Annotated in this window: 19 protein-coding genes; 8 read left to right on the top strand and 11 right to left on the bottom strand. The window is 55.5% G+C overall.

The window, feature by feature from the left end:
* Positions 1-7: 7 nt before the first annotated feature.
* Positions 8-808, bottom strand: a complete 801-nt coding sequence (locus AC1RSM_RS12405; RefSeq protein ID WP_492932848.1) for an IclR family transcriptional regulator — start codon at positions 806-808, stop codon at positions 8-10.
* A gap of 230 nt (positions 809-1,038) precedes the next feature.
* Here AC1RSM_RS12405 and AC1RSM_RS12400 point away from each other — a divergent pair, with 230 nt between their 5' ends.
* The 4 genes from AC1RSM_RS12400 (at position 1,039) to AC1RSM_RS12385 (ending at position 5,820) form a co-directional block, all read left to right on the top strand.
* The gene (locus tag AC1RSM_RS12400) at positions 1,039-2,049 is read left to right on the top strand and encodes a TRAP transporter substrate-binding protein (protein WP_492932847.1); all 1,011 of its coding nucleotides are present in this window, start codon (positions 1,039-1,041) and stop codon (positions 2,047-2,049) included.
* 62 nt (positions 2,050-2,111) lie between these two features.
* Entirely contained in the window at positions 2,112-3,929 is a 1,818-nt protein-coding gene (locus tag AC1RSM_RS12395) for a TRAP transporter large permease (protein WP_492932846.1), read from the top strand.
* A gap of 11 nt (positions 3,930-3,940) precedes the next feature.
* Positions 3,941-4,771, top strand: a complete 831-nt coding sequence (locus AC1RSM_RS12390) for an SDR family NAD(P)-dependent oxidoreductase (protein ID WP_492932845.1) — start codon at positions 3,941-3,943, stop codon at positions 4,769-4,771.
* A 14-nt stretch (positions 4,772-4,785) separates the two neighbouring features.
* Complete coding sequence (locus tag AC1RSM_RS12385; protein WP_492932844.1) at positions 4,786-5,820, top strand: hypothetical protein; 1,035 nt, start codon at positions 4,786-4,788, stop codon at positions 5,818-5,820.
* Positions 5,821-5,941: 121 nt separating this feature from the next.
* Here AC1RSM_RS12385 and AC1RSM_RS12380 read toward each other — a convergent pair whose 3' ends face one another.
* Positions 5,942-7,090: an iron-containing alcohol dehydrogenase gene (locus AC1RSM_RS12380; RefSeq protein ID WP_492932843.1), complete on the bottom strand. Its 1,149-nt coding sequence runs from the start codon at positions 7,088-7,090 to the stop codon at positions 5,942-5,944.
* 134 nt (positions 7,091-7,224) lie between these two features.
* Positions 7,225-8,751: an acetaldehyde dehydrogenase ExaC gene (gene exaC, locus AC1RSM_RS12375; protein WP_492932842.1), complete on the bottom strand. Its 1,527-nt coding sequence runs from the start codon at positions 8,749-8,751 to the stop codon at positions 7,225-7,227.
* A gap of 242 nt (positions 8,752-8,993) precedes the next feature.
* On the opposite strand from exaC, the gene AC1RSM_RS12370 reads away from it, so the two are divergent.
* Positions 8,994-10,880 (top strand): sigma-54-dependent Fis family transcriptional regulator, encoded by a 1,887-nt coding sequence (locus tag AC1RSM_RS12370; RefSeq protein ID WP_492932841.1) that lies wholly within the window; start codon positions 8,994-8,996, stop codon positions 10,878-10,880.
* Here AC1RSM_RS12370 and AC1RSM_RS12365 read toward each other — a convergent pair.
* The 8 genes from AC1RSM_RS12365 to AC1RSM_RS12330 form a co-directional block, all read right to left on the bottom strand.
* Positions 10,831-11,307, bottom strand: coding sequence for a DUF1178 family protein (locus AC1RSM_RS12365; protein ID WP_492932840.1), 477 nt, complete (start codon positions 11,305-11,307; stop codon positions 10,831-10,833). The two genes, AC1RSM_RS12370 and AC1RSM_RS12365, sit on opposite strands and share 50 nt — an antisense overlap.
* A gap of 97 nt (positions 11,308-11,404) precedes the next feature.
* Positions 11,405-13,090 (bottom strand): ABC transporter ATP-binding protein, encoded by a 1,686-nt coding sequence (locus AC1RSM_RS12360; protein ID WP_492932839.1) that lies wholly within the window; start codon positions 13,088-13,090, stop codon positions 11,405-11,407.
* Positions 13,087-14,541: an ABC transporter permease gene (locus AC1RSM_RS12355; RefSeq protein WP_492932838.1), complete on the bottom strand. Its 1,455-nt coding sequence runs from the start codon at positions 14,539-14,541 to the stop codon at positions 13,087-13,089. Before AC1RSM_RS12355 ends, AC1RSM_RS12360 begins: the two co-directional genes overlap by 4 nt.
* Positions 14,542-14,548: 7 nt before the next feature.
* A complete protein-coding gene (locus AC1RSM_RS12350; RefSeq protein ID WP_492932837.1) occupies positions 14,549-15,526 on the bottom strand; it encodes an ABC transporter permease in 978 nt (325 codons plus the stop codon).
* A complete protein-coding gene (locus tag AC1RSM_RS12345) occupies positions 15,526-17,712 on the bottom strand; it encodes an ABC transporter substrate-binding protein (protein WP_492932836.1) in 2,187 nt (728 codons plus the stop codon). Before AC1RSM_RS12345 ends, AC1RSM_RS12350 begins: the two co-directional genes overlap by 1 nt.
* Positions 17,706-18,278 carry a thermonuclease family protein gene (locus AC1RSM_RS12340; RefSeq protein WP_492932835.1) on the bottom strand — a complete coding sequence of 191 codons (573 nt, stop codon included), beginning with the start codon at positions 18,276-18,278 and terminating at the stop codon, positions 17,706-17,708. The genes AC1RSM_RS12345 and AC1RSM_RS12340 overlap by 7 nt, the downstream gene beginning before the upstream one ends.
* Positions 18,279-18,389: 111 nt before the next feature.
* A complete protein-coding gene (locus AC1RSM_RS12335; RefSeq protein WP_492932834.1) occupies positions 18,390-19,982 on the bottom strand; it encodes an acyl-CoA dehydrogenase family protein in 1,593 nt (530 codons plus the stop codon).
* Positions 19,983-20,023: 41 nt separating this feature from the next.
* Positions 20,024-21,028 (bottom strand): magnesium and cobalt transport protein CorA, encoded by a 1,005-nt coding sequence (locus AC1RSM_RS12330; RefSeq protein ID WP_492932833.1) that lies wholly within the window; start codon positions 21,026-21,028, stop codon positions 20,024-20,026.
* Between the two features lie 92 nt (positions 21,029-21,120).
* Here AC1RSM_RS12330 and AC1RSM_RS12325 point away from each other — a divergent pair, with 92 nt between their 5' ends.
* The 3 genes from AC1RSM_RS12325 to AC1RSM_RS12315 are packed head-to-tail and all read left to right on the top strand — an operon-like array spanning position 21,121 to position 23,206.
* On the top strand, positions 21,121-21,501 hold the full coding sequence (locus AC1RSM_RS12325) for a DUF423 domain-containing protein (protein ID WP_492932832.1): 381 nt from the start codon (positions 21,121-21,123) through the stop codon (positions 21,499-21,501).
* 57 nt (positions 21,502-21,558) lie between these two features.
* The gene (locus AC1RSM_RS12320) at positions 21,559-22,596 is read left to right on the top strand and encodes an adenosine deaminase (RefSeq protein WP_492932831.1); all 1,038 of its coding nucleotides are present in this window, start codon (positions 21,559-21,561) and stop codon (positions 22,594-22,596) included.
* Positions 22,589-23,206: a DNA-3-methyladenine glycosylase gene (locus tag AC1RSM_RS12315; protein ID WP_492932830.1), complete on the top strand. Its 618-nt coding sequence runs from the start codon at positions 22,589-22,591 to the stop codon at positions 23,204-23,206. Before AC1RSM_RS12320 ends, AC1RSM_RS12315 begins: the two co-directional genes overlap by 8 nt.
* Positions 23,207-23,237 lie beyond the last annotated feature (31 nt).

Below are 23,237 nucleotides of genomic sequence, written 5' to 3'. Positions count from 1 at the left end.
CGGCACCTCAAGGGCCTGTAACTTGTTCCCCAATCTCCATGGACTCGATGACGGCTTTCTCTTCCATCAACAGCGCCACCAACTCTTCATGTCGCTTATTGCGCAAACGGCTCTCTACGCTGGCAATCGCCAGAGAAGCGGGCATGCCACTGGTGGGATGAGACACACACACCGCCACCCCCCAGGAACCTTCAAAAATAAAACCGCGATTAAAGGCATAGCCTTGCTCGCGAGTCTCGGCCACCAAGCCCCACAAAATATCGGTGCTCAGTTGCGGGTAATGGCGCAGACGCTCTGCATTCGCCTCCAAGGCCTCGCCAATCTGCTCATCGCTCATGGCAGCCAGAAATGCAATCCCACTGGCCCCGCAGCCCAAAGGGTGACGATCCCCCGGTTGCAACACATGCGAGCGCAAGGGGTGATGCCCTTCCTCGCGTGCCAGACACACGGTTTCATAGTCACGCCGCACACTTAGCAAGGCACTGTCGCCCGAAACCTTGGCAATGCGCGCCAAGCTGCGTTCAGCAATGCGCTGAATACCAAAACGATGCGCTGCCATCAGCCCCAGGGAATAAATCTCCGGGCCTGGGAAATACTTGCGCGATACCGGGTCCTGCTCGATCAAGCCATTCCCCATCAAAGCCAGTAACAGGCGACGGGTGGTGGGCTTGGTCAGCTCGACCTTTTTCACGACATCACTCAAGCCTATGCCCTGATTACGCAGGCCAACGACCACCTGCATGACCTGTACGGCCCTATCCAGGGTTTGACTGGAAGAAATCGACTCTGGGCTCTCTTTGGAATCCATTTTTCACACTCTTGATAATATGGGTCCGTATATTGGACCATTTAGTGATTCAGATTGGAATACGTGAACTGCCCTTTAGCGAAGCATTTTGGGCAGTATATTAAATATTTACGTAAATATCGTAGGTAAAAATACTAGGTTGTCCTAATTTCAGGCCTGTCTTGTAATGCGGAAGGTCAGCTTACATAAATCTATAGGTCCATTAAATGGACCCAACGGGAGATTAAAAAATGAAGCGTCGCGCATTTCTGAAAACAGTCGCTGCCAGTAGCGCCCTGCCTTGGGCATTGAGCTTTTCCAAATCCGCCCAAGCAGCCGAGTTCGAGTATCGCATTGCCCATAGCGTGCCTACCCATCACCCCCTGCATATCCGCCTGGTTGAAGCCGCAGACCGTATTCGGGAACAAACAAACGGGCGCTTTGACCTGCGCATTTTCCCCTCGGACCAATTGGGCTCGCAGACCGATGTGATGAGCCAGATCCGTTCAGGCGCGATTGATTTCCTTTGCCTGTCCGGTGTGGTGCTCTCTACCCTGGTTCCCTCCAGCGCCATCAGCGGGCTGGGCTTTGCGTTCAAAGACTACGACCAAGTCTGGAAAGCCATGGATGGCGGCCTGGGCGAATTCATCCGCGCTGAAATCGCTAAAACCCGCTCGCTGTTTGCCTTTGAGCAAATCTGGGACAACGGCTACCGCCAGATCACCAGCTCGGGCCGCGCCGCTGCCACGCCGGCTGATATCAGCGGTATGAAGATTCGCGTCCCCCCCTCCTCCATGTGGACCTCGCTGTTCAGCTCTCTGGGTGCCGCACCGGCCACCATCAACGCCAACGAGCTGTACTCCTCCTTGCAGACCAAGATTGTCGATGCCCAGGAAAACCCACTGGCCGTGATTTCCACCCTGAAGCTGTACGAAGTGCAGCAGTACTGCGCCATGACCAACCATATGTGGGACGGTTTCTGGCTGCTGGCGAACCGCCGCAACTTCGACAGTCTGCCCGAAGATATTCAGGAAATCGTGCGCAAGAACCTGAACCAGAGCGCCGTCCAGGAACGCGCCGACCTGTTCAGCCTGTCCGAGCAATTGCAAAGCGATCTGGAAGGCAAAGGCATGCAGTTTGTTCAGGCCGATACCGCCGCCTTCAAGCAGCGTCTGACTGATACCGGTTTCTATGCCGAATGGAAGAAGAAATTCCCAGCAGCAGGCTGGGAGCAATTGGAATCGGTGGTCGGAAGTTTATAAGTTAGAGGCACAGCACAATGACAAATGACAGTCAGAACCTGCAGATACAGGAACAGCCACCAATGTGGCAAAAATTTGAAACTTGCTTGTTTAAAGCGACGGCCTTTATCAGTGCGACTCTGCTGGCCTTAGTCATTGTTCTTTTGCTCTCGGGCGTGGTGTCGCGCTATGTGTTTCACTCCCCACTGACCTGGTCCGACGAGCTAGGCGGCATTCTTTTCCTGTGGCTGACCACCTTTGGGGCCGCCCTGGCGACTTATCGCTTTTCCCATATGCGCATGACTGCCGTGGTCTCGCGCCTGGGCAGCGAATGGGAACCCTTCTTTACCGCCTTTGCCATCACCGCTACCACGCTGTTCTTCGCCCTGATCCTGTATCCGGCGATTGATTTTGCGATGGAAGAGGCCTTCATCACCACCTCTGCCCTGGAAATTTCCAACGCCTGGCGTGCCTCGGCCTTGCCGGTGGGCTTTGGCCTGGCGCTGATCTTTGGTCTGGGCAAGATGGCTGAAGTCATACGCCAGCCCAAAGCCATACTGGCGGTGCTGAGCGTGCTGGCCCTGACCCTGCTGGTATGGCTGATCAAGCCCTACCTGCAAGGGCTTGGCTACCTGAATCTGGTGATCTTCTTTGTGCTGATTGTGGGCGTCAGCGTACTGACAAGCGTACCTATTGCCTTTACCTTTGCTCTGGCCACACTGGGCTATCTGGCCCTGACCACCCGCGTTCCCGTCATGACCTTGGTCGGTCGCATGGACGAGGGCATGTCGCACCTGATGCTGCTGGCTATCCCCACCTTTATTTTCCTGGGCCTGCTGCTGGAAATGACGGGCATGGCACGCGCCATGGTGCAGTTTCTGGCCAGCTTGCTTGGTCATGTAAAAGGCGGCCTGTCTTATGTGCTGATTGGCGCGATGTATCTAGTGTCCGGCATCTCCGGCTCCAAGGCGGCGGATATGGCCGCCATTGCCCCGGCCCTGTTCCCAGAAATGACCAAGCGCGGCGCTAAGGAAGGCGAACTGGTCGCCCTGCTTTCAGCGACAGGCGCACAAACAGAAACCATCCCGCCATCTATTGTGCTGATCACGATTGGCTCGGTAGCCAGCGTTTCCATCGCCGCTCTGTTTACCGGCGGCATGTTACCTGCACTGGTACTGGGTATCGGCTTGTGTGTAGTAGTGGGCTGGCGCAACCGCCACGAGGACCTGTCCAATGTCGTGCGCGTCCCCGCCAAAGAAGCCCTGAAACTGTTCCTGATCGCCCTGCCCGCCCTGGCCCTACCTTTTGTTATCCGCGCCGCCGTGGTCAAAGGCGTGGCCACAGCCACCGAAGTTTCCACCATCGGCATTGTCTACGCCATGATCGCGGGCCTGGTCATCTACCGCCAATTCGACTGGCGCAAGCTCTACCCCATGCTGGTGGATACCGCCGTTCTGTCCGGTGCCATCCTGATCATTATCGGAGCCGCTTCTGGCATGGCCTGGGCATTGACGCAATCAGGCTTCTCGCGCGAATTGGCCCAGTTCATGCAAACCCTGCCCGGCGGCAGAACAGGCTTCCTGGTGGTGTCGGTCATCGCATTCATCATCCTGGGCAGTCTGCTCGAAGGCATCCCCGCCATCGTGCTCTTTGGCCCCCTGCTCTTTCCCATAGCCCGAGTCATGGAAGTGCATGACGTGCACTACGCCATGATCGTGATCCTTTCCATGGGCCTGGGCCTGTTCGCACCACCTTTCGGCGTCGGTTACTACACAGCCTGCGCCATCGCCCGCGTCAACCCGGATGAAGGCATACGACCGATCTGGGGCTACATGCTGGCCCTGCTGATTGGACTGGTCTTTGTAGTCGCCTTCCCCTGGATTTCGATTGGTTTTCTGTAAGAGATATGGCTATGACACAGCAACACGACTCCGCCGTTTTCACACAAAGCCTGCAAGGCAAGACAGTATTGGTTTTTGGGGCGGGCGCGCCTTTAGAGGATTGGAATAACGGGAAAGCGGCGGCGGTGGCGTATGCCAGGGCCGGGGCACAGTTGGTTTGTGTGGATAAGGATCTGGCGGCGGCGAAACGCAGCGCAGATCATATTATTGGGGAAGGTGGAGAGGCGCTGGCTTTGGAGGCGGATGTTTGTAATACCGAGACGGTGGAAAAGACAGTAGCTTTAGCACTAGAGCATTTCGGAAAAATCGACGTCCTGCATAACAACGTGGGAATTGCACCCGCTGGTGGCCCACTAGATATAGACGATGCCCTATTCCAAAAGACCATGGATATTAACGTCGGATCCATTCTGCGAACCACCCGCGCTGTATTACCGCATTTTCTGAAACAAGGCTCGGGAGTGATTACTAATATATCTTCCCTGGCTTCAATCCGTTGGAGTGGCTACTCTTACTTCGCTTATTACGCGTCTAAGGCGGCGCTGAATCAGGCTACCGTTGCTACGGCATTGGAGTTTGCTGATAAAGGAATACGGGCAAATGCCATTTTGCCGGGGGTGATTGATACACCGCTGGTTTATCAGCAGATTGCGGCTCAATATGATTCGATTGAACATATCAAGAAGCAGCGGGCCAATGCGGTGCCGATGAAGAGAACGGGGACACCGTGGGATATTGCGAATGCCGCGGTGTTTCTGGCTTCGGATGCGGCGGGGTTTATTACGGGGGTTTGTCTGCCGGTGGATGGCGGGCATTCTTGTGCCATTCCGACTATGAGATAACTTTTAATTAAAAAATGAATATCGAAAAAAAACAAACAACTCCAAAAAAAATAAACCAAGAAATGGGATTTGGAATATTTCCATTCCTAGAATTATTTCTAGAAACATTTGAAAAAAAATCACAAGTTATTTTCGACGATTTTTTCTCAGAAAACAAAAATTTCAAAAAATGGATGATATACAGTGACTACATAATAAATGATAAAAACAAAAACTCTGATGTGCTAACATTCTCCTTCTGCCCTTATACCCCTTCATTCTTAGCATTAGAAAAAGAAATAGAAAAAACATCAAAAAAAGACACAAAAGATACAAAATCAGTAAATCAAAAATTCATAGAAATAATAAAAAAATCGCCAATCATAAACGTTGCAATAATTCTAAACAAAAACAGAAAAATAGCTGAAAATCAGAATGAAAAAGAAGCACTGCTTAGATCATTTGATGGAATACTAAAAATGATTGAGCACTGGATTAAAAATGAAGAAAAAGGAAAAGAAAAATACAAATCAATAAAACAAGATATGACAACAATAAGAAGAGAACTAAAAAACAACAAAATAAATATCAAAATAATGAGAGATATATATATAATCTCCTCAATTCTTCCACACCTAATCTATAAAGCAAGAAAAAAAATAGAATTCGAAATAATTGGATGGTTTTCAGATAGAGACGCTTTACTAAGCTACAAATCATCTCAATTAAAAACACCGACCATATATACACTAACCCACCTCTTGTACCATATCTTGTGCGTAGGAAAAAATATTGACTCAAAAAATAATCCGATTTTTTTTGACCCAGAAAAAGAAGGAAAATTACTATATGACGGAATGCTGAGAATACCAGACTTAATATGCGCAACCTTAGCAGATTTAAATTTCGAAACGCAACAGTTTAGTCACGAAAAATTCCGACCAGTTTTAGAAAATTTGTTTTGCGGAAACAATAAAATAATAACCATAGAAATGATTCTACTAAAAAACAACACCGAAGTAAGAAGGAGAACATTTGACATCCAAAAACAACATCCCCAACAAGGCTAATTCAAAAACTATAGATATAGCAGTCATTAAAAAGCCTGTTCATAGCAATACCATGCAACCTAAATCTCACTAATACAAAAAAGGAAGAGCTCGTCTTGCTCTTCCGTACCCGCTACGCAACCTACCTCACCCCAAACGCCTCCTCAAAAATCCCCATAATCGTCTTCTTATCCGTCTGAATCGGATTAGTCGCACCGCACACATCCTTGAGCGCGTTATCTGCCAGCACCGGGAAATCCTCCCGCTTCACACCCAACTCTTCCAGCGACTTCGGAATCCCCACAATATCCGCCAGCTTTTTAATCGCCTCGATGACATCCAGGCCTTTCAGATCTGCATTGTTATCCGATAGCAGCTTGCCGATTTCATTCAGGCGTCCCCCCGCCACCTGCATATTGAAAGCCTGCACATGCGGCAGCAGCAGTGCATTACAGACTCCGTGCGGCAGGTCGTAGAAACCGCCTAACTGGTGAGCCATGGCGTGTACATAACCCAGTGATGCGTTATTGAATGCCATCCCGCCCAGGAACTGCGCATAGGCCATTTGTTCTCGTGCTTTCTTGTTATGTGGCTCACGCACCGCGATGGGCAGGTATTTCGCGATCAGCTCTACCACTTTGACCGCACAGGCGTCGGTGATGGGGGTGGCGATTGTAGAAACGTAGGCTTCGACAGCGTGGGTCAATGCATCCATGCCGGTAGCCGCGGTTAGCGATGCAGGCATGCCTTCCATCAGCTCGGAGTCGTTCACGGACAGGAAGGGTGTGATGTGACGGTCGATGATGGCCATTTTTACATGGCGGGTTTCATCGGTGATGATGGTAAAGCGTGTCATCTCTGACGCTGTGCCTGCGGTGGTGTTGATAGCCAGCAGTGGCAGTTGCGGTTTGGCGGACTTATCCACGCCTTCGTAGTCGGCGATCTTGCCGCCATTGCTGGCAACCAGGGCTACGCCTTTGGCACAGTCATGTGAAGAGCCGCCGCCCAGGGACACCACCAGATCCGCATTGTGAGCACGCAGAGCGTCCAGGCCTGCATTGACGTTACCCACCGTGGGGTTGGGCTGTACCTGATCAAAAATTGCGGTGTCGACGCCCTGTGCAATCAGCTTGTCTGCCACAAGTTTGGCCATACCCAACTTGGCCAGATCTGCGTCCGTAATGATCAAGGCTTTTTTGAAGCCCATTCTCCCAACAATCGGCATGGCCTGATCCAGTGCGCCAGGGCCCAGTACATTGTGGGGGGTCATGAAAAATTCAGAGACAGTCATTGTGCGTACTCCTAATTGACGATCGAAGAAGCTCCTTGCGACCTCGGGGGTGTACGTATTGAGAGCGCGCAAGGAAGGTATCCCCCCATCTTGAATGGGGGGAGGTCTTACAACACTACGAACAGATCAATAGATCAGAAGAAGCCCAGGGCGTTCGGGCTGTAGCTGACCAGCAGGCACTTGGTTTGCTGGTAGTTATTGAGGGCCATCTTGTGGGTTTCGCGGCCAATGCCGGATTGCTTGTAGCCACCGAAAGCAGCGTGGGCAGGATACAGGTGATAGCAGTTGGTCCAGACGCGGCCTGCTTCAACGCCACGGCCTACGCGGTAGGCACGCGAGCCGTCGCGGCTCCAGACGCCAGCACCCAAACCAAATTCGGTGTCGTTGGCGATGGCGATGGCTTCTTCTTCGTCCTTGAAGGTGGTCACAGCGGCCACCGGTCCGAAGATTTCTTCCTGGAAGGTGCGCATGCTGTTCTTGCCCAGCAGCATGGTGGGGCTGATGTAGAAGCCATCATCCAGACCCTTGCCCAGACGATTACGCTCCCCGCCAATCAGGCGTTGTGCGCCCTCTTCGCGGCCCAGGTCGATATAACCCAGAATGCGCTCCATCTGTTTCTCGGAGACTTGCGCACCGACCATGGTGCCAGCGTCCAGCGGATTGCCCGCTTGAATACGTTTAACGCGCTCTACCGCACGCTCGATAAAGCGTTCGTAGATGGACTCTTGAATCAAAATGCGCGACGGGCATGTGCAGATCTCGCCTTGGTTCAGGGCGAACATGCTCAAGCCTTCCAGAGCCTTGTCCAGGAAAGCATCGTCAGCCTGCATCACGTCTTCAAAGAAGATGTTGGGGCTCTTGCCACCCAGCTCTACCGTTGCTGGGATCAGGCGGTCAGCCGCTGCGTGCAGGATTTCACGGCCAACGGGGGTGGAGCCGGTAAAGGCGATTTTGGCGATACGGGGCGAGTTAGCCAGCGCGTGGCCAGCTTCCTTACCGTAGCCGGTGACAACGTTCAGAACGCCTGCGGGCAGCAAGTCACCGATGATTTCCATCAGCAGCAGGATAGATGCAGGAGTTTGCTCGGCGGGCTTCAGGACGATGGGGCAACCGGCAGCCAAGGCTGGCGCCAGTTTCCAGGCCGCCATCAACAGCGGGAAGTTCCAGGGGATGATCTGGCCGACCACACCAATAGGCTCATGGAAATGGTAGGCGACGGTGGTGCCATCGATATCCGAGAGACTACCTTCCTGAGCACGCAGGCACCCGGCGAAGTAACGGAAGTGGTCCACGGCCAAAGGTAAGTCGGCGGCGCGGGTTTCACGGATGGGCTTGCCGTTGTCGATGGTCTCGGCCACGGCCAAACGTTCCAGGTTTTGCTCGATGCGGTCGGCAATGCGCAGCAAAACAGCTGAGCGCTCGGCAGGCGAGGTATTGGCCCACTGCTTGCGCACTTTGTGCGCAGCATCCAAGGCCAAGTCGATATCTGCGGCACCTGAACGAGCCACCTGGCAAAACACCTGCCCGGTCACGGGCGAGACATTATCAAAATACTCGCCTTCAACGGGCGGAACCCAGCGGCCACCGATGTAGTTGTCGTAACGGGATTTGAACGGGAATTCCAGATCCAGGCCCATGGATTTGAGATCGGATAGATTCATGATGTCTCCTTATTGATTTAATTTGATGTCACCTAAGGTGCACCGCAGAAAAAGGCTTTTTTGTCCTTCATCTTGTTTTAAGTAAAGCAAATAGCGTGCCAAACTAATTAGCGATTGTCCCGACTCGCTCCTGGGCCTGCCCCCCTCCATAATGAGGTGACCTCCAGTCGCAGGCTGCGACAGCAACTGTCGCAAAAAGCGAGCCCTGTCGCAGATTGCGACACCCCTCCCGGAGCACACTGATGACTTCTCTACACTCGTTTTGCCCGCAGACCAATGAAACCATGTGGCGTCAGTCCTGGGAGCGCTGCCAGACGATGGAGTCGGAGTTAAGTGCTGAACCGCGCGACATGAGCCAGGGGGCCTTGCGACAGTTACTGGAACAGCAGCATCACCTGTTGCACCACTCTTCAGCCGCCGTGCAGGATCTGGCGGCCTTAGTGCATCCCCACCGTAGTCTGGTCTTATTGTGCGACGCCCAAGGCACCGTGCTGCAACAGGCGGGGGACCCCAATTTTCTGCAGCGGGCTGAACAGGTGGCTTTGCGCACCGGCGTCAGCTGGGCGGAGAACCACAGGGGAACTAACGCCATCGGCACGGCGCTGGTCTGCGCCAAGCCCATACGAATTCATGGCAGTCAACACTTTCTGCCAGACAACCGGATTTTGAGCTGCCACGCCGCGCCAATTTTTGACCCTTATGGGCAGATCATCGGCGTCTTGGATATTTCCGGGCCTTCCGAGCTGGAACATCATTACGCCCTGGATTTGGCGCAGTTATATGCTCGCCAGATCAGCCGCCAGATGCTGGAATCTTTATGCACACCAGCGCGCCGTCTACTGCACCTGCATACCGATCCCGCTTTGCTGAACAGCGCCTTTAGCGGTCGCTTGCTCATTGAAGACGACATGATTGTGGCCGTTGACGAGTTGGCCGCCCGCATGCTGAAACAAGACTGGCAAGAGCTGCCCGGCCAGGATCTGAACTCCGTTCTGGAGCAAGTCAAAAGCACGAATCGCCCAGTGACGCTGCACCTGAGCACAGCCACTAAAACACCAGCACCTGCGCGCCCGGTTCAAGTTCCAAGCGATATTTCCGATACGCCGCAGCTTTCCCCCCAACAAGAAAAAGCATTGGAGCCTGCTGTACGTGCCATGCAAATGGGCTTGTCCATCTTGCTGAGCGGCCCTAGCGGCTCGGGCAAGGAGCGTATGGCCCGTGAACTGCATCGTCGCCACAAAATACAGTCTGGCCCTTTTGTGGCCATCAACTGCGCCGCTTTGCCGGAAACGCTGATTGAGGCCGAGCTATTTGGTTATGAAGCGGGTGCCTTTACCGGCGCTCGTCGCCAAGGCTACGCGGGCAAGCTGCGACAAGCTCACGGCGGTGTGCTGTTTTTGGATGAAATTGGCGATATGCCCGTGGGCCTGCAAAGCCGTTTGCTGCGTGTGCTGCAGGAGCGCGAAGTCCAGGCCCTAGGCTCGGAACGCACGCACAGGCTGGATTTTCAGTTGATCAGCGCCAGCCATCAGCCACTGGAAACCCTGGTACGCGACGGACGTTTCCGGGCAGATCTGTATTTCCGCCTGCAGGACTACATCTGCAAGGTGCCCAGTCTGCGGGAACGCACGGACCTGGGGGACTATATTGCCAGTGAGCTGGCCGTACTCGCCCAAGGCCAGGCTGCGCCCCAACTGCACCCGGAAGCCCTGCAACGGCTGCAAGACTATGACTGGCCTGGCAATTACCGCCAGTTGCGCTCAGTACTTTTGCAAATCATTGTGCAAGACGCTCCAGGACGTCTGTGGCGAGCGGAAGATCTACCTGCCCTGCCATGTCTAAGCCCTGAACATAACTCCACAGTGGCCTCGCTCCCCGCGCCGGATATCGTGAATCACTCAATGCGCAGCCACATCGCTGTGCCTGCTACTCCCAAAGCACAAACCTTAAAGGAACAGGAATACGCAGCCGTGCAACAGGCCTTGGATGATCATCAGGGAAATATTTCACAAGCGGCACGCGCTTTAGGGCTGCATCGCAGCACCTTGCACCGCCGTATTAATGAAATGGCGCAAGCCCTTACTGCAGGCGGTCGTCATCCAGAAAGTCGGGAATCGGCATGGCAATAATGCCGTCTTCGGCCAGTTCCTGATATTCCTGCACCGTCGCCTGCCCCCGAATGGCACGGGGCTCTATATCGCCTTCGTGCATGCGGCGGGCTTCCTGGGCAAACTGGGTGCCCACATTGTCGGATTTACGGATTACTGAACGCAGCTCCTGCATGAGCTGACCTTGAATAGCCCGTATTTGTGCCTCGCTAGGCATAGCGGCCGAGGCGGAGGCCGGAGCAGGCGCACTAAGCGGGGCGCTGACTGTTTCCTGGGCGCCGATGTTAATGCGGGGGGCAGACAGTTTGCGTTTGATCTGGTGGCTGTCACAGACGGGGCAGCACAACAGCCCACGACTAAGCTGCTCATCGTAACTATCGCGTGAGCTAAACCAACCCTCGAACACATGGCCGTGTTCGCATTCAAGATCAAAAACTTTCAAACTCATAATGTGCTTATCAATGGGCCGACAGACCGGCATATTGTGGCATAGAAGTGCTGGGCGGACTGCCGCTGCAGGGTAAGCAGGAAGCGGGCCCGCAGTTTTAACGGGGGACGGCTGCCAGCAAGCGTTGCGTCAATTCCTCTTGGGGATTGAACAAGACCTGCTTGGCACTACCCTGCTCCACAATCCGGCCCTTGGCCATGATGGCAATGCGGTCTGCCAGATACTCCACCACACCAAAGTTGTGGGTGATGAACAGATAAGCCAGCCCCAACTCCGCCTGTAGCTCCCGCATCAAGTCCAGTATCTGCGCTTGAACAGAAACGTCCAGCGCGGAAGTGGGCTCATCACAAATCAGGACTGCCGGCTCTACCGCCAAGGCCCGGGCAATCGCAATACGCTGGCGTTGTCCGCCAGAAAACTCATGCGCGTAGCGGTCCAGGGAATTTTTAGGCAAACCCACCTGCTCCACCAAGCTTGCGATGCGGCGGCGGCGAGTTCGAGCATCCAACTCAGGACGCAATGCAGTCAGCCCCTCCAGCAAAATATCCCCCACCATCATGCGCGGGTCCAGAGAACCATACGGATCTTGAAAAATAATCTGCAGGCGCGAGCGCAGTTGCCGCAGGGCTTTCCCCTTCACCGCCAATACATCTTGCCCCTGCATGTGCACCTTCCCGCTGATCTGCGCCTGATGATCCAGCAAACGCATCAGGGTCCGGGCTACCGTGCTTTTACCGCAGCCCGACTCACCCACCAACGCCACGGTCTCGCCTTTGTGCAATTGCAGACTCAAATCCTTGACGACCGGAATGGCTGGCAGACGTCGCCACCAAGACCCCGCTTGCCGGTAGGCAACAGATAAGTCCTGAATATCCAATACCAGTTCTTTGGGTTTGCTGCGCCCAGCAACAGCGGCGACAGGCGCAGTTGCACGCGACAATGGGCGTCCCCGTTTTTCAAAAGTGGGGATAGCATCCAGCAGCTCTTTGGCATAAGGATGGCTGGGGCGTAGGAAGAACTGACTGGCTAGCCCAGCCTCCACAATTTGCCCGTGCCGCATCAAGGCCACGTAATCCGCGTACTGCCGCACCAACAGCAAATCATGCGTGATCAGCAAAATGGCCAGGCCCATCTCTTTTTGGATATCGGCCAGCAGCTGCAAAATCTGTGCCTGAACGGTGACGTCCAATGCGGTGGTGGGCTCATCAGCCACCAGCAAATCAGGTTCAGCAGCCAATGCAATCGCGATCATGATGCGTTGCTTTTGGCCACCGGAAAACTGGAAGGGGAAATCGTCGTAGCGTTGCGCAGCCGCAGGAATACCCACGCGCTCCAGCCATTGGATAGCAGTGGCCCGTTCCTGCCCGGCAGGCACCACATCATGACGCCGGATCACCTCGCTGATCTGCCTGCCAATGGACATGACCGGGTTCAAGCTGGTGGAGGGCTCCTGAAAAATAACGCTGATGCGTTTGCCGCGCACATCCTGCATATGCTGTTCGGGCAAAAGGGGCAGGTTCAAACCGTCCAGCTCGATGCTGCCGGACTGCATCCAGGCTGCTTCGGGCAGGAGCCGCAAAATCGCCATGGCCGTCATGCTTTTGCCGCAACCGGACTCCCCTACCAAGGCAAAGGTTTCACCGCGCTGCACCGCCAAAGACAGATTGCGCACCACACTTTGCACGCCTGCATCGGACTGCACGCGCAATTCCAGGTTTTCAATGTTCAAGGCGGCCGGGGTCGCGGCAGGTTTGCTCATCACCGTGTTATCAGGCTGACTCATACCTTGGCTCCCCCAGCTCGAGGCACTCGCACAAGCTTGAAGCGGCGGGTGCGAGGATCAAAGGCGGTTTGCACCGCATCGGCAAAGATGTTCGCAGACAGCACCAAACCCAGCATCATGACAAATGCTCCGGCCAAGCCCCACCAGATAATAGGATCGCGGGACAGTTCGCTGCGGGCAGCGTCAATCATGCGGCCAAAGGACGGCATGCTGGGGTCCACGCCTATGCCCAGGTAAGAGAGCACCGCCTCGTACAACACCAAGCCCGAAAACTCCAGAATCAGGGTGATCAGCACGATGTGCATCACATTGGGCAAGAGGTGGCGGAACATGATGCGTAAATGGCTGACGCCAAAAGCCTGCGCTGCTTGTACATAATCCAGCTCGCGCAGCTTCAGCACTTCGGCACGCAGCAAACGGCACAGACCGGCCCAGCCTGTTAGCCCCAAAATCAGGCACAGCATGAACAGGCGCAAATCCGCGCGGGCGGCAACGGTATCAAAGCTGTCAGGGTGAGTGTCGATATAAACCTGCATCAGCAGCACGCAGGCGGCAATCAGCAAGACGCCAGGGATAGAGGTCAAGGTGGTGTAAATGTATTGAATGACATCATCCACCCAGCCCCGAAAGTATCCCGCGGCCAAGCCCAGGATGATGGCCGGTGGCAGCATGGCAAAGGTCGTCAAAGTGCCAATGACCAAGGCCGTCCGTATGCTTTTCAAGGCTTGCCAGATGATATTGTTGCCGGTCCTATCTGTCCCCAGGACGTAATAATTTGCGCTCAGGCTTAATACCAGGCACATCACCAGCAACAGCAAAGATGCGCTTAGCCAGACAAGCCGCCAGTTCACCAAGCCCTGCCCCTGCCACCAATACCGCCAAGCCGCGCCCCAACCGGGTTCCAGGCTCTGTTTGCGCCCCCACAGTGTCAGCAGCAAAGCCAAAAGCAGGCTGGCGACTATGCCCCAGCCCAGCCCTTTCAGGGCTAATTGCAAGATGTCGTGTTGATGCTCCTGCGGCGTTTCTATGCCCACCCCGGCATTCACCAGACGTGGAAAGTCACGCACAGGCTGGCCATCGACCAGCATGCTTTCCTTGGTCAGCTGAAAGCGAGCCAAGGGCGCAGAATAGGTTTTTTCCACTTCCGACAAACCCGCTTTTTTCAGCACATCGTCCAGCACGGAGCGGGCCACCGGCGCGTAACTAGGCGCGCTGGCTTCCTGCCCCGGAGCCGCTGGCAAGAGCGGGCGATAGTGAATCGAGTCGAGCAGGCCAATCAGCAGGAAAAAGAGCAGAAATACGGCGGCACACATGGCCGAGGGAGTACGCGCCACGCTGGCCCAGGCCGAGCGCAAGGCTGGTCGTTTAACGACACGCCAGGCGTACACCGCCATTGCCAGAAACAGTGCCAGCACAAAGGTATCGGTCCAGAGAAAGACGAACTGTGGCATGGCAGGCTCAACTGAAACGAATGCGAGGATCAACCAGGGTGTAGGAAATATCCGCCAGAATCAAACCGACGATATACAAGAGCGATCCCAGAAACACCATAGCGCGCACAATGGAAAAATCCTGGGCGTTGATGGCATCAATAGTGAAGCTGCCCAAACCCGGAATACCAAAAAAAGACTCGGAAATCAGACTGCCCATAAACAGCAAGGGCAAAGCAGACACAGTCCCCGTCAAGATGGGCAACAGGGCATTAGGCAGCACATGTCGAAACAGCACGCTGGATTCGGTCAGGCCTTTAGAGCGAGCCGTACGCACATAATCGCGACTGGCCTCTTCCAAAAACAGGCTGCGGTAAAACCGTGACTCGGCCCCAACGCGCGACAAAATCCCCACCAGCACTGGCAAAATCAAAAAGCGCCAGTTATCCATGCCTTCCACCCAGCCCGAGAACGGCACCCAGCGCAGCACACGCGCAAACAGCCACTGTCCGGCAATGATGTAGAACAGGCCTGAAATCGACATCAGCACCACACACAAGACCACCGCCGAAAAATCCAGCCGGGTATTACGGAAGAACACCATCAATAAAGCAAAACTGATGCAAACCCACAGACCCAAAAAGAAGGTGGGCAAAGCCAGGGCCAGACTAGGCCCCATGCGCTGCTTGATCTGATAGGAAATATCCTGCCCCTGGTCCGACAAGCCAAAATCCAGGCGCAATAAAGGAACTGAACGCTCGTAGAAAATAGTATTGGTCAGAGCCTGAGAGCCTTGTGCCTCGGAGTTATAAAACAAGGGCTTGTTATAACCACGCTCGGCCTTCCAATTTTCAATGGCAGTTTGGCTGACACGCTGACCACCGATGGACAGACGCGCCATATCGTCCGGTGTATTGACGGCAAAAAACAGGACGAAGGTCAGCACATTGACCCCGATCAGAATCAGCACGCCATACAGAATGCGCCGCAGCATATAGGAAAACATCAGTCTTTCTCCTTGTGCAGCGCAACACGGCGGCGACGCGCCTGCGCTTGCCTGCGCACGAGCCACAACAAAGCAAGCAAGACCAGAGCCACGGGAATGGCTGGCCACCAGACCGGCCGATTCCAACGATCTGTTCGCTCTACCCGCTGCTGGGGCTCAATACGGTAATACTGGATGCTGTCGCGCACCATCATCGAAGGTTTGGCATTGCGCACCCAGCTTTGGTAGGCGCCACCGGCATTGGGGACATAGCCAAACATCCAGGGTGCATCATGCTGCACCAAACGGACCATTTTCTGGACGACAGCTTCTTTGTCGGGGCCATCGTTCAAAAAGCGCATTTGCTCGTACAGGCGATCAAATTCTGCGCTTTGATAATTAGCGGCATTTTCCCCACCAAAGTCTTTCTTGGCTTGCGGGCCGTACAGCAGGGTGAAGAAGTTTTCTGCGTCGGGATAGTCCGCCACCCAGCCCCAGATAAACATCTGGGCCACGCCGCGTTTCATCTTGTCCTGAAAGCGGTTGTAGTCCGAGGCACGCACTTCCAGTTGCAAGCCCACCTGCGCCAGTTGCCGCCGCATCCAGTCCACGGTGGCATCAGAGCCCATGCCCATCATGGAGTCGTAATACAGAATCAAGGGTTTACCGGTGCGGCTGTCGCGCCCCTCGGGGTAGCCAGCCTGCCGTAGCAAGTCTCGGGCTTCATCCAGACTGCGCCGTTTCACCACGCCATTGTCTTTGGTATAGACATAGGGATTAGCCCCCTGGGGCAAGGCCTGGTAACCCGGCACGCCGGGCGGTAAGGGGCCATGCCCCGCCTGCCCTTGGTCGTTCATGAAGATGGAGACGTACTGTTCCCAGTCAAACACAATGCTGATCGCCAAACGCAGCTTGCGGTTTTGTTCTGCCTGCTCTGGCGTCTCGCCTTTGCCCACGACCGGGTCATGCCAGTTAAAGCCCATGTAAAACAACTGCGCTTCAGGGGCGGTACGCAATTGCAAGCCACGTTCCTCATACAGATTAGCTTTGTCTACCGAGTCCTGTGCTGCCACCGTCATGGCTACGCCATATTCCCCGCGTTCGATTTGCGGGATGTCGTAATAGCCTTGCAGAAACTTGCCCATCAAGGGCACGCCCTCTTTCTCCAGCGAGAACACCACCTTGTCCAGGAAAGGCATGGGTTCGCCGCAATCTTCCAGCAGGCCTGCCTCCTGATCGCCAGGCTCTCCAACGCAGGGGTAAAGCTCGCCCCGATAGTTGGGATTGCGGCTCAGCACATGGCGTCGGTTGACCAAGGATTCGGTCAACATGAAGGGCCCGGTGCCCACTGGCCAGCTATCCAGCGTCAAATTATGTTGAGCCATGCGCGGCTGGCTGTAGAAACGCTCGGCCTCCCAAGGCATGGGCGCTGTAAACGTCATCGCCAGCCAGTATTTAAACTGCGGATATTTGCCATTCACCTCAATACGCAGCGTGTGCTTATCCAAAGCCCGTACACCCGGCAAGCTATAGGAGCGCAGATCCAGCCATTGGGGGCGGGGCTCTTGCTTGTCGGCCTGAGCCAGCTCTTCGCTAAAGGCTTTGAATCCACGGATATGCTCGGCCATCACACCCAAGACGGGGGAGGCAAGCCGGGGACTGGCCAGACGCTTGAACGCGTAAACGTAGTCCTGCGCCGTCAGTTCCCGCGTGCCAGTATGGGCAAAGTCGCCGATGCTGAACGCATCGTGCAGATCCGGCGCCCGCATGGGGAAGTAGCGATAGTCGCCCTGCTCGTCCAAGGCAAAAGCAGGATGCGGCTGAAAGGTAATGCCTTTCTTGATGGGAATGTCGTAACGGCTGATTGCTACCTGATCGCCCGCCACATCCGCGGGCAAGCGATTACCTTGCTCATCCAGATACACGGGCTCAACCAGCTCCGTCGCCACTTTGGGAATCAAGCGGTAGGGCCGGTCCAGGTAGTGGTAGCCATACAAAGGCTCATAAATCGAATAGGTAAACGGTGTCTCGTCACCGGAATACGACAAAGCCGGGTCCAGATGATTGGGCGAACGAGTCGTAAACGCGCTGTAGAGCGTGTTTTCCGCCGCGCTTTGCTCGTGATAAGGGCTGTTAACGGGCTTGGAGCAAGCGGCCAATGCGGTACATATCAGAACCAGCCCGATCCGCCGCAAGGCGATCAACATTTCCCTTTCTGCCAGCAGTGGTAACGCCACTGCCAAGGCGGCACGGGATCAGGCTCGGACCAGATACCGACACGGGCCTCTCGAGCTTCACGCTCCAGTTGATCGATACGGGGGTCGCGTAAAAAGCGCCCCCGCTTTTCACGGTTAGCCATGGCCATGCCTGCCTGAACCAATTTCTGATTGGCGGTTTCGCCATCATCCAAAGGCACATCACATACCGCACGCCCATGACGATCCCGCTCGTAGCAGGACAGTGTCATCTGCTTGCCAGCCACCAGATCGGACAAGAACTGCCGCGATGCCACCGCAAAGGGCTGACCGGGACGCTGTCTATCCTTGGTGGTTTCCGGGGCATCAATGCTGGCCAGACGAACCCGTTCCTGCTTTCTATTGCTGGACAGGATAGTCAGGGTGTCGCCGTCGGCTACCCGGACCACGCGACCTGTCAGCTCAAAGTTCTGCGCTTGAACGGGCAAGGCCCAAGCGGCCAGAAAAGCAGTAAAGCCTGCACAAACGGCAGCGCGCCGCGTCAAAGAGGAAAGGCCGGACAGGGGAAACACAGTCATGATGCGAACAACACTCCAGACGGATGGCGAAAACGAGGCTAACAAATTATAGATACTGCGCAACGCCTGTCCAGAGCAATGTCCCTAGTAGCCAGCCCTGGCTCAACACAACTACTGACGCGGCCAGGCTCGCTGCAAATGCAAGTCTGCTTGCTCCACGCCTTCCAGCCCAAAGACGGCCGCCGGCTCCTTCTGCACACGCTGAGTCATAAACAAGTCCGCCACAGCATCCGGAGCCAATTGGCGCATCAAGCAGGCCTGATACAGCACGGCCAGTTTTTGTGTCCAGACACGCCCCCCGGCGACAGACACGGTATCCAGTAAATCCTGCGCGGCACGGCTCAGTGGCGCATCACCTTCACAGCGCGCCCGTAAGTCCGCTTGCAAAGCATCGAATACCCCTTCCTGACCCAAAGCTCGTTGCACATCCAGGCACATTACATTGCCCGAGCCTTCCCAAATGGAGTTGACCGGAGCTTCGCGCAGCAGGCGCGGCATAGGGCCATCTTCTATATAGCCATTGCCACCCCAGGTTTCCATGGCTTCGGCACAGAGCGCAATCGCGCGGCGGCACACCCAGAACTTGGCGGCGGGAGCCAGAACACGCAAGACAGCCTGCGCTTGAGCATCATCACCACGCTCCTGCAAGTCCACCAGGAACAAAGCCAGATGCGTGGCTGCTTCGCTTTCCAGCGCCATATCCAGCAGCACAGCCTGCATCAAAGGCTGATCAATCAGCAGCTTGCCAAAGCAGTGTCGGTGACGACAGTAGTGCAAAGACTGCACCAAAGCCTGCCGCATCAAAGCAGCGCTGCCCAATACGCAGTCGATTCGAGTACGAGCGGCCATGCCCGCCAACAGGGCAATGCCACGACCAGGCTGACCTACGCGCCAGGCCTGTGCCGCTTCAAAATCAATTTCGGCACTGGCATTGGAACGGTTACCCAGCTTGTCCTTGAGCCTGCGTATATAGCGACGATTCAGACCGTATTCGGTATAGCGTGGCATCAAAAAACAGGAAAACTGTTCGTGTTCGCGTGCCAGCACTAAATGCCCGTCCGCCTGGGGAACCGAAAAAAACCATTTATGGCCGTAGAGACGGGAGGTATCGCCATCCGTTCGTGCTTCTGTGGTGCTACCACGCAGATCGGAGCCCCCTTGCATTTCCGTCATACCCATGCCCAACAACAGGCTGCGTTTTTCGCTGATGATCTGGCTGGAAGGGTCGTATTGTTTTTGCTCCAGCCGCTGCGCCCAGTCTTGAAACTTCTCGGTTTGCAGCAAAGGAGTGGCCGCACGGGTCATGGTCAAGGGGCATAGGGTTCCCGCTTCAATCTGACCGTGCATATAAAAGCCCATTGCCCGTTCCAGATGCTGGCCCGGCTGGGCCTGCGAAGGCCAGACATGCAAGCCTTGCTCCATGCCTAATTGCATCAAGTGATGCCAGGAAGGATGAAAGTCCACTTGGTCAACGCGCTGCCCTTGGGCAGACCACCCACGCCATTGCGGCGGCTGACGATTAGCTAAAGCCCCCTGTTCGCGCCAATAAGCCGAGCCCAATTGCCGGCCGTAATCAGCCAGACTCGCCTTAGCGGCTGCAGAGGCCAGCTTGCTCTGCCAAAGCTGTAAAGCCGAATCGTCGCCAAACAGATCATCATCGATCAAATCCGGCACCTGATTCTGTAACTGCTGCTCCAGACCCATTTTGCCTCCTTGATACCGGCCTGCTGGCTACCCGTGTCAGGCTAGAGCCATTTGGCCTTTTTGAACTTCCAGTACAAAAATCCGCAAACGCTACCCATCAGGCCCACGGCCAAGGGGTAACCCAGCGTCCATTCCAGTTCAGGCATGTATTTGAAGTTCATGCCGTAAATACCTGCCACTGCCGTGGGCACTGCCAAAATAGCGGCCCAGGCAGCCAGCTTGCGAGTGGTATCGGTCTGCTGCATCTGCCCTATCATCAGCCCCCCCTCAAAGGCAAAGGCCAGCGCTTGCCGCAAGCTATTCACGAACTCGGAGGTGCGGGCAATCCGGTCTGACACTTCCCCGAAATAAGCCCGGCTTTCCGCGTCCACGTAAGCAAGCTCAATACGCGACAGGCGACGGGTAAGCTCTGCCAAGGGCGAGATCACGTTGTAGACACGCAGCAGATCACGGCGCAAACGGTAGATGCGCCGCACATCGTTTTCCTTAAAGCCACGAATCAGAAACTGCTGCTCGATGGCTTCAACGGCTTTTTCCGTTTGTTCCAGACAAGCCTGATACTGATCCACAATCAAATCCAGCAATTCGGAAGCGACGAAGTCGCTGCCGCGATCCAGCAAGGCCGGTGTGCTTTCCAGACGAGCGCGCAACTGTAAATAACTGCTGTTGGAACCACGACGCACGGTCAATAACAAACCGTGGGCAATCAGAATCTGTGTGGTGCCAAAAATGGGGCGCAGGTCTTTCAAACCCAAGGTTACCGCCACCACAATCAGGCAATTGCTAAATTCCATCAGCTTGGGGCGTCGGTGCGGCGCAATCAGCTCTTCGACCGCATTGTCGGGCAGGCCCAACTGGGTGCCGACCTCGCGCAGCGTGGCTTCATTGGGGTCTTTCAGACCAATCCAGATGAAGCCGTCCCGCACAGGGTCGTGTTCGGGCAGGTGGTGGATATCCAGTGACTGGGCAGCCTGACCAGAACGATAGCGATACGCGGCCACCACAACATCTTGAGCATCAGGGGCGACCGGGCCAGTTTCTTCCATGCTGTCTCCTTGCAGACAAAGCGGATTTTTTTGTTTGATAATAGCACTGGCCCATCTCCGCGCTGCTACCGCAGCGACCTGCAAGGAAAGACATGAAATCACGTTCCATCCTGTGCCTAGGCGCACTGATTCTTGCCCTGGGCGTTGGCCTGGGTGCCTTTGGTGCCCACGCGCTGCGCGCAATGGTCGATGCCTCCGCCCTGGCTGTCTGGCACACCGCCGTGCTTTATCAACTGCTGCATGGCTTGGGTTTGCTGTTGATTGCGGCACTGAGCACTCAACTGCATCCTGCCTGGCAATCGCGCAGCGCCATTCTGATGCTGATCGGCGTGCTGATCTTTAGCGGCAGCTTGTATATTCTGGTCCTGAGCGGGGTGAAATGGCTGGGTGCGATCACCCCTATTGGCGGCGTCGCCATGATTGTGGCCTGGCTGTTGTTGGCGATTGCAGCCTTGCGTGGCAAGGACGCCTGACCCAAGGCACAGGCCTCCGTATAATGGGGCGCATATTCTGCCTAACAGGAGCGCCCCGTGTCTGATTCCGCTTTGTCTTTACGCGAATTTACTCGCCAACTGCCCAAGGCCGAACTGCATGTGCATATAGAAGGCACGTTGGAGCCGGAGCTGATCTTCAAGCTGGCTCAGCGCAATCAAATCACCCTGCCCTACCCAGATCAGGCCAGCCTGCACGCGGCCTATCAGTTCGACAACCTGCAATCCTTTCTGGACCTGTACTACGCCGGGGCCGGAGTACTGATTACCGAGCAGGATTTCTTTGACATGACCTGGGCCTATTTTCTGCGCGCCAAGGCCGATGGCATTGTCCATACCGAAATCATGTTCGACCCCCAGACCCATACGGCGCGTGGTGTCAGCATAGAAACCGTTTTTGCGGGCATCGCCGGTGCTGCCCGCCAAGCCAAAGCGGAGCTGGGAATCAGCAGCTATCTGATCATGAGTTTTCTGCGCCACCTTAGCGAAGCCGAGGCTTTTGCTACGCTGGATGCCGCCCTGCCCTTGCGGGAACGCTATGCGGATCTGTGGATTGCGATTGGCCTGGATTCGTCTGAACTGGGCAATCCACCAGAAAAATTTCAGGCTGTGTATGCCCGCTGCCGGGAACTGGGTTTCCGCTTGGTGGCCCATGCAGGCGAAGAAGGCCCCGCCAGCTATGTGCGCGACGCGTTGCAACTTCTGAAAGTGGAGCGCATAGACCACGGGGTACGCAGCGAAGACGACCCAGCCTTGATGCAGTACCTGATCGACCATTCCATTCCGCTGACGGTCTGTCCCCTGTCCAATATCAAGCTCAAGGTCTTTGACAGCCTAGATGATCACAACCTGAAAAACTTGCTGGATCGTGGCCTGAACGTGTGCATCAACTCGGACGACCCAGCCTATTTTGGCGGCTACCTGCTGGATAACTATATGCAGACCGCCCAAGCGCTGGACCTCACGGCCTCGCACTTGCGCATATTGGCCGCCAACAGCCTGCGTTCTTCCTTCCTGCCCGAGCAGTACCAACAAGCCTGGCTACAGGCGCTGGACAACGTGCCCGCGCATGACTGAGCCCGCTCTTGTTCTGCCCAGGGCATTCTTTGCCCGCGATCCGCGCTACGTGGCCCTGGAGTTGTTAGGCAAAACCTTGGTCTTGAATGACGAACGTGGCCAGCGCTGCGCCACTATTGTTGAAACAGAAGCCTATCTGGGTCCGCAGGATCAGGCCGCTCACAGCCGCCGCGGCATCACCGAACGCACTCGCTTGATGTTTGGTCCGGCAGGCTACGCCTACATCTATCTGATCTACGGTCTGCACCACTGCATGAATATTGTCAGCGGGGTGGAGGGCGACGGTACGGCCGTGTTGCTGCGAGCGGCTCAGTGGCTATCTCCGCTGGATGGGCCTTCGCTATCAGGGCCGGGGCGCCTGTGCCGGGGGCTTGAGATCGACAAGGGATACAACGGGCTGGATGCCTGCGGCCACTCTCTACATGTGCTGGATGCGCCCGCCCTACCCCTGGAGCAAATCCAGATCGGCCCGCGCATTGGCGTGGACTATGCCGGCAGCTGGGCCAAGGCCCCTTTGCGCTATGCCATCGACCAGCACTCGGAGGTGTCGGCAAAAGGCAGTAAAGCAGCTACAAAAGGTGCGGCCAAAGGCCTTAAACGACCTGCTTAGAACAGGTATTATTGATCCTTCAAGCTGAATG

It is taken from the genome of Alcaligenes sp. GW821-FHT11D07, from assembly GCF_058808495.1.
Note: the sequence above shows the minus strand (reverse complement) of the source record. Positions and strands in the feature narration are given on the sequence as shown.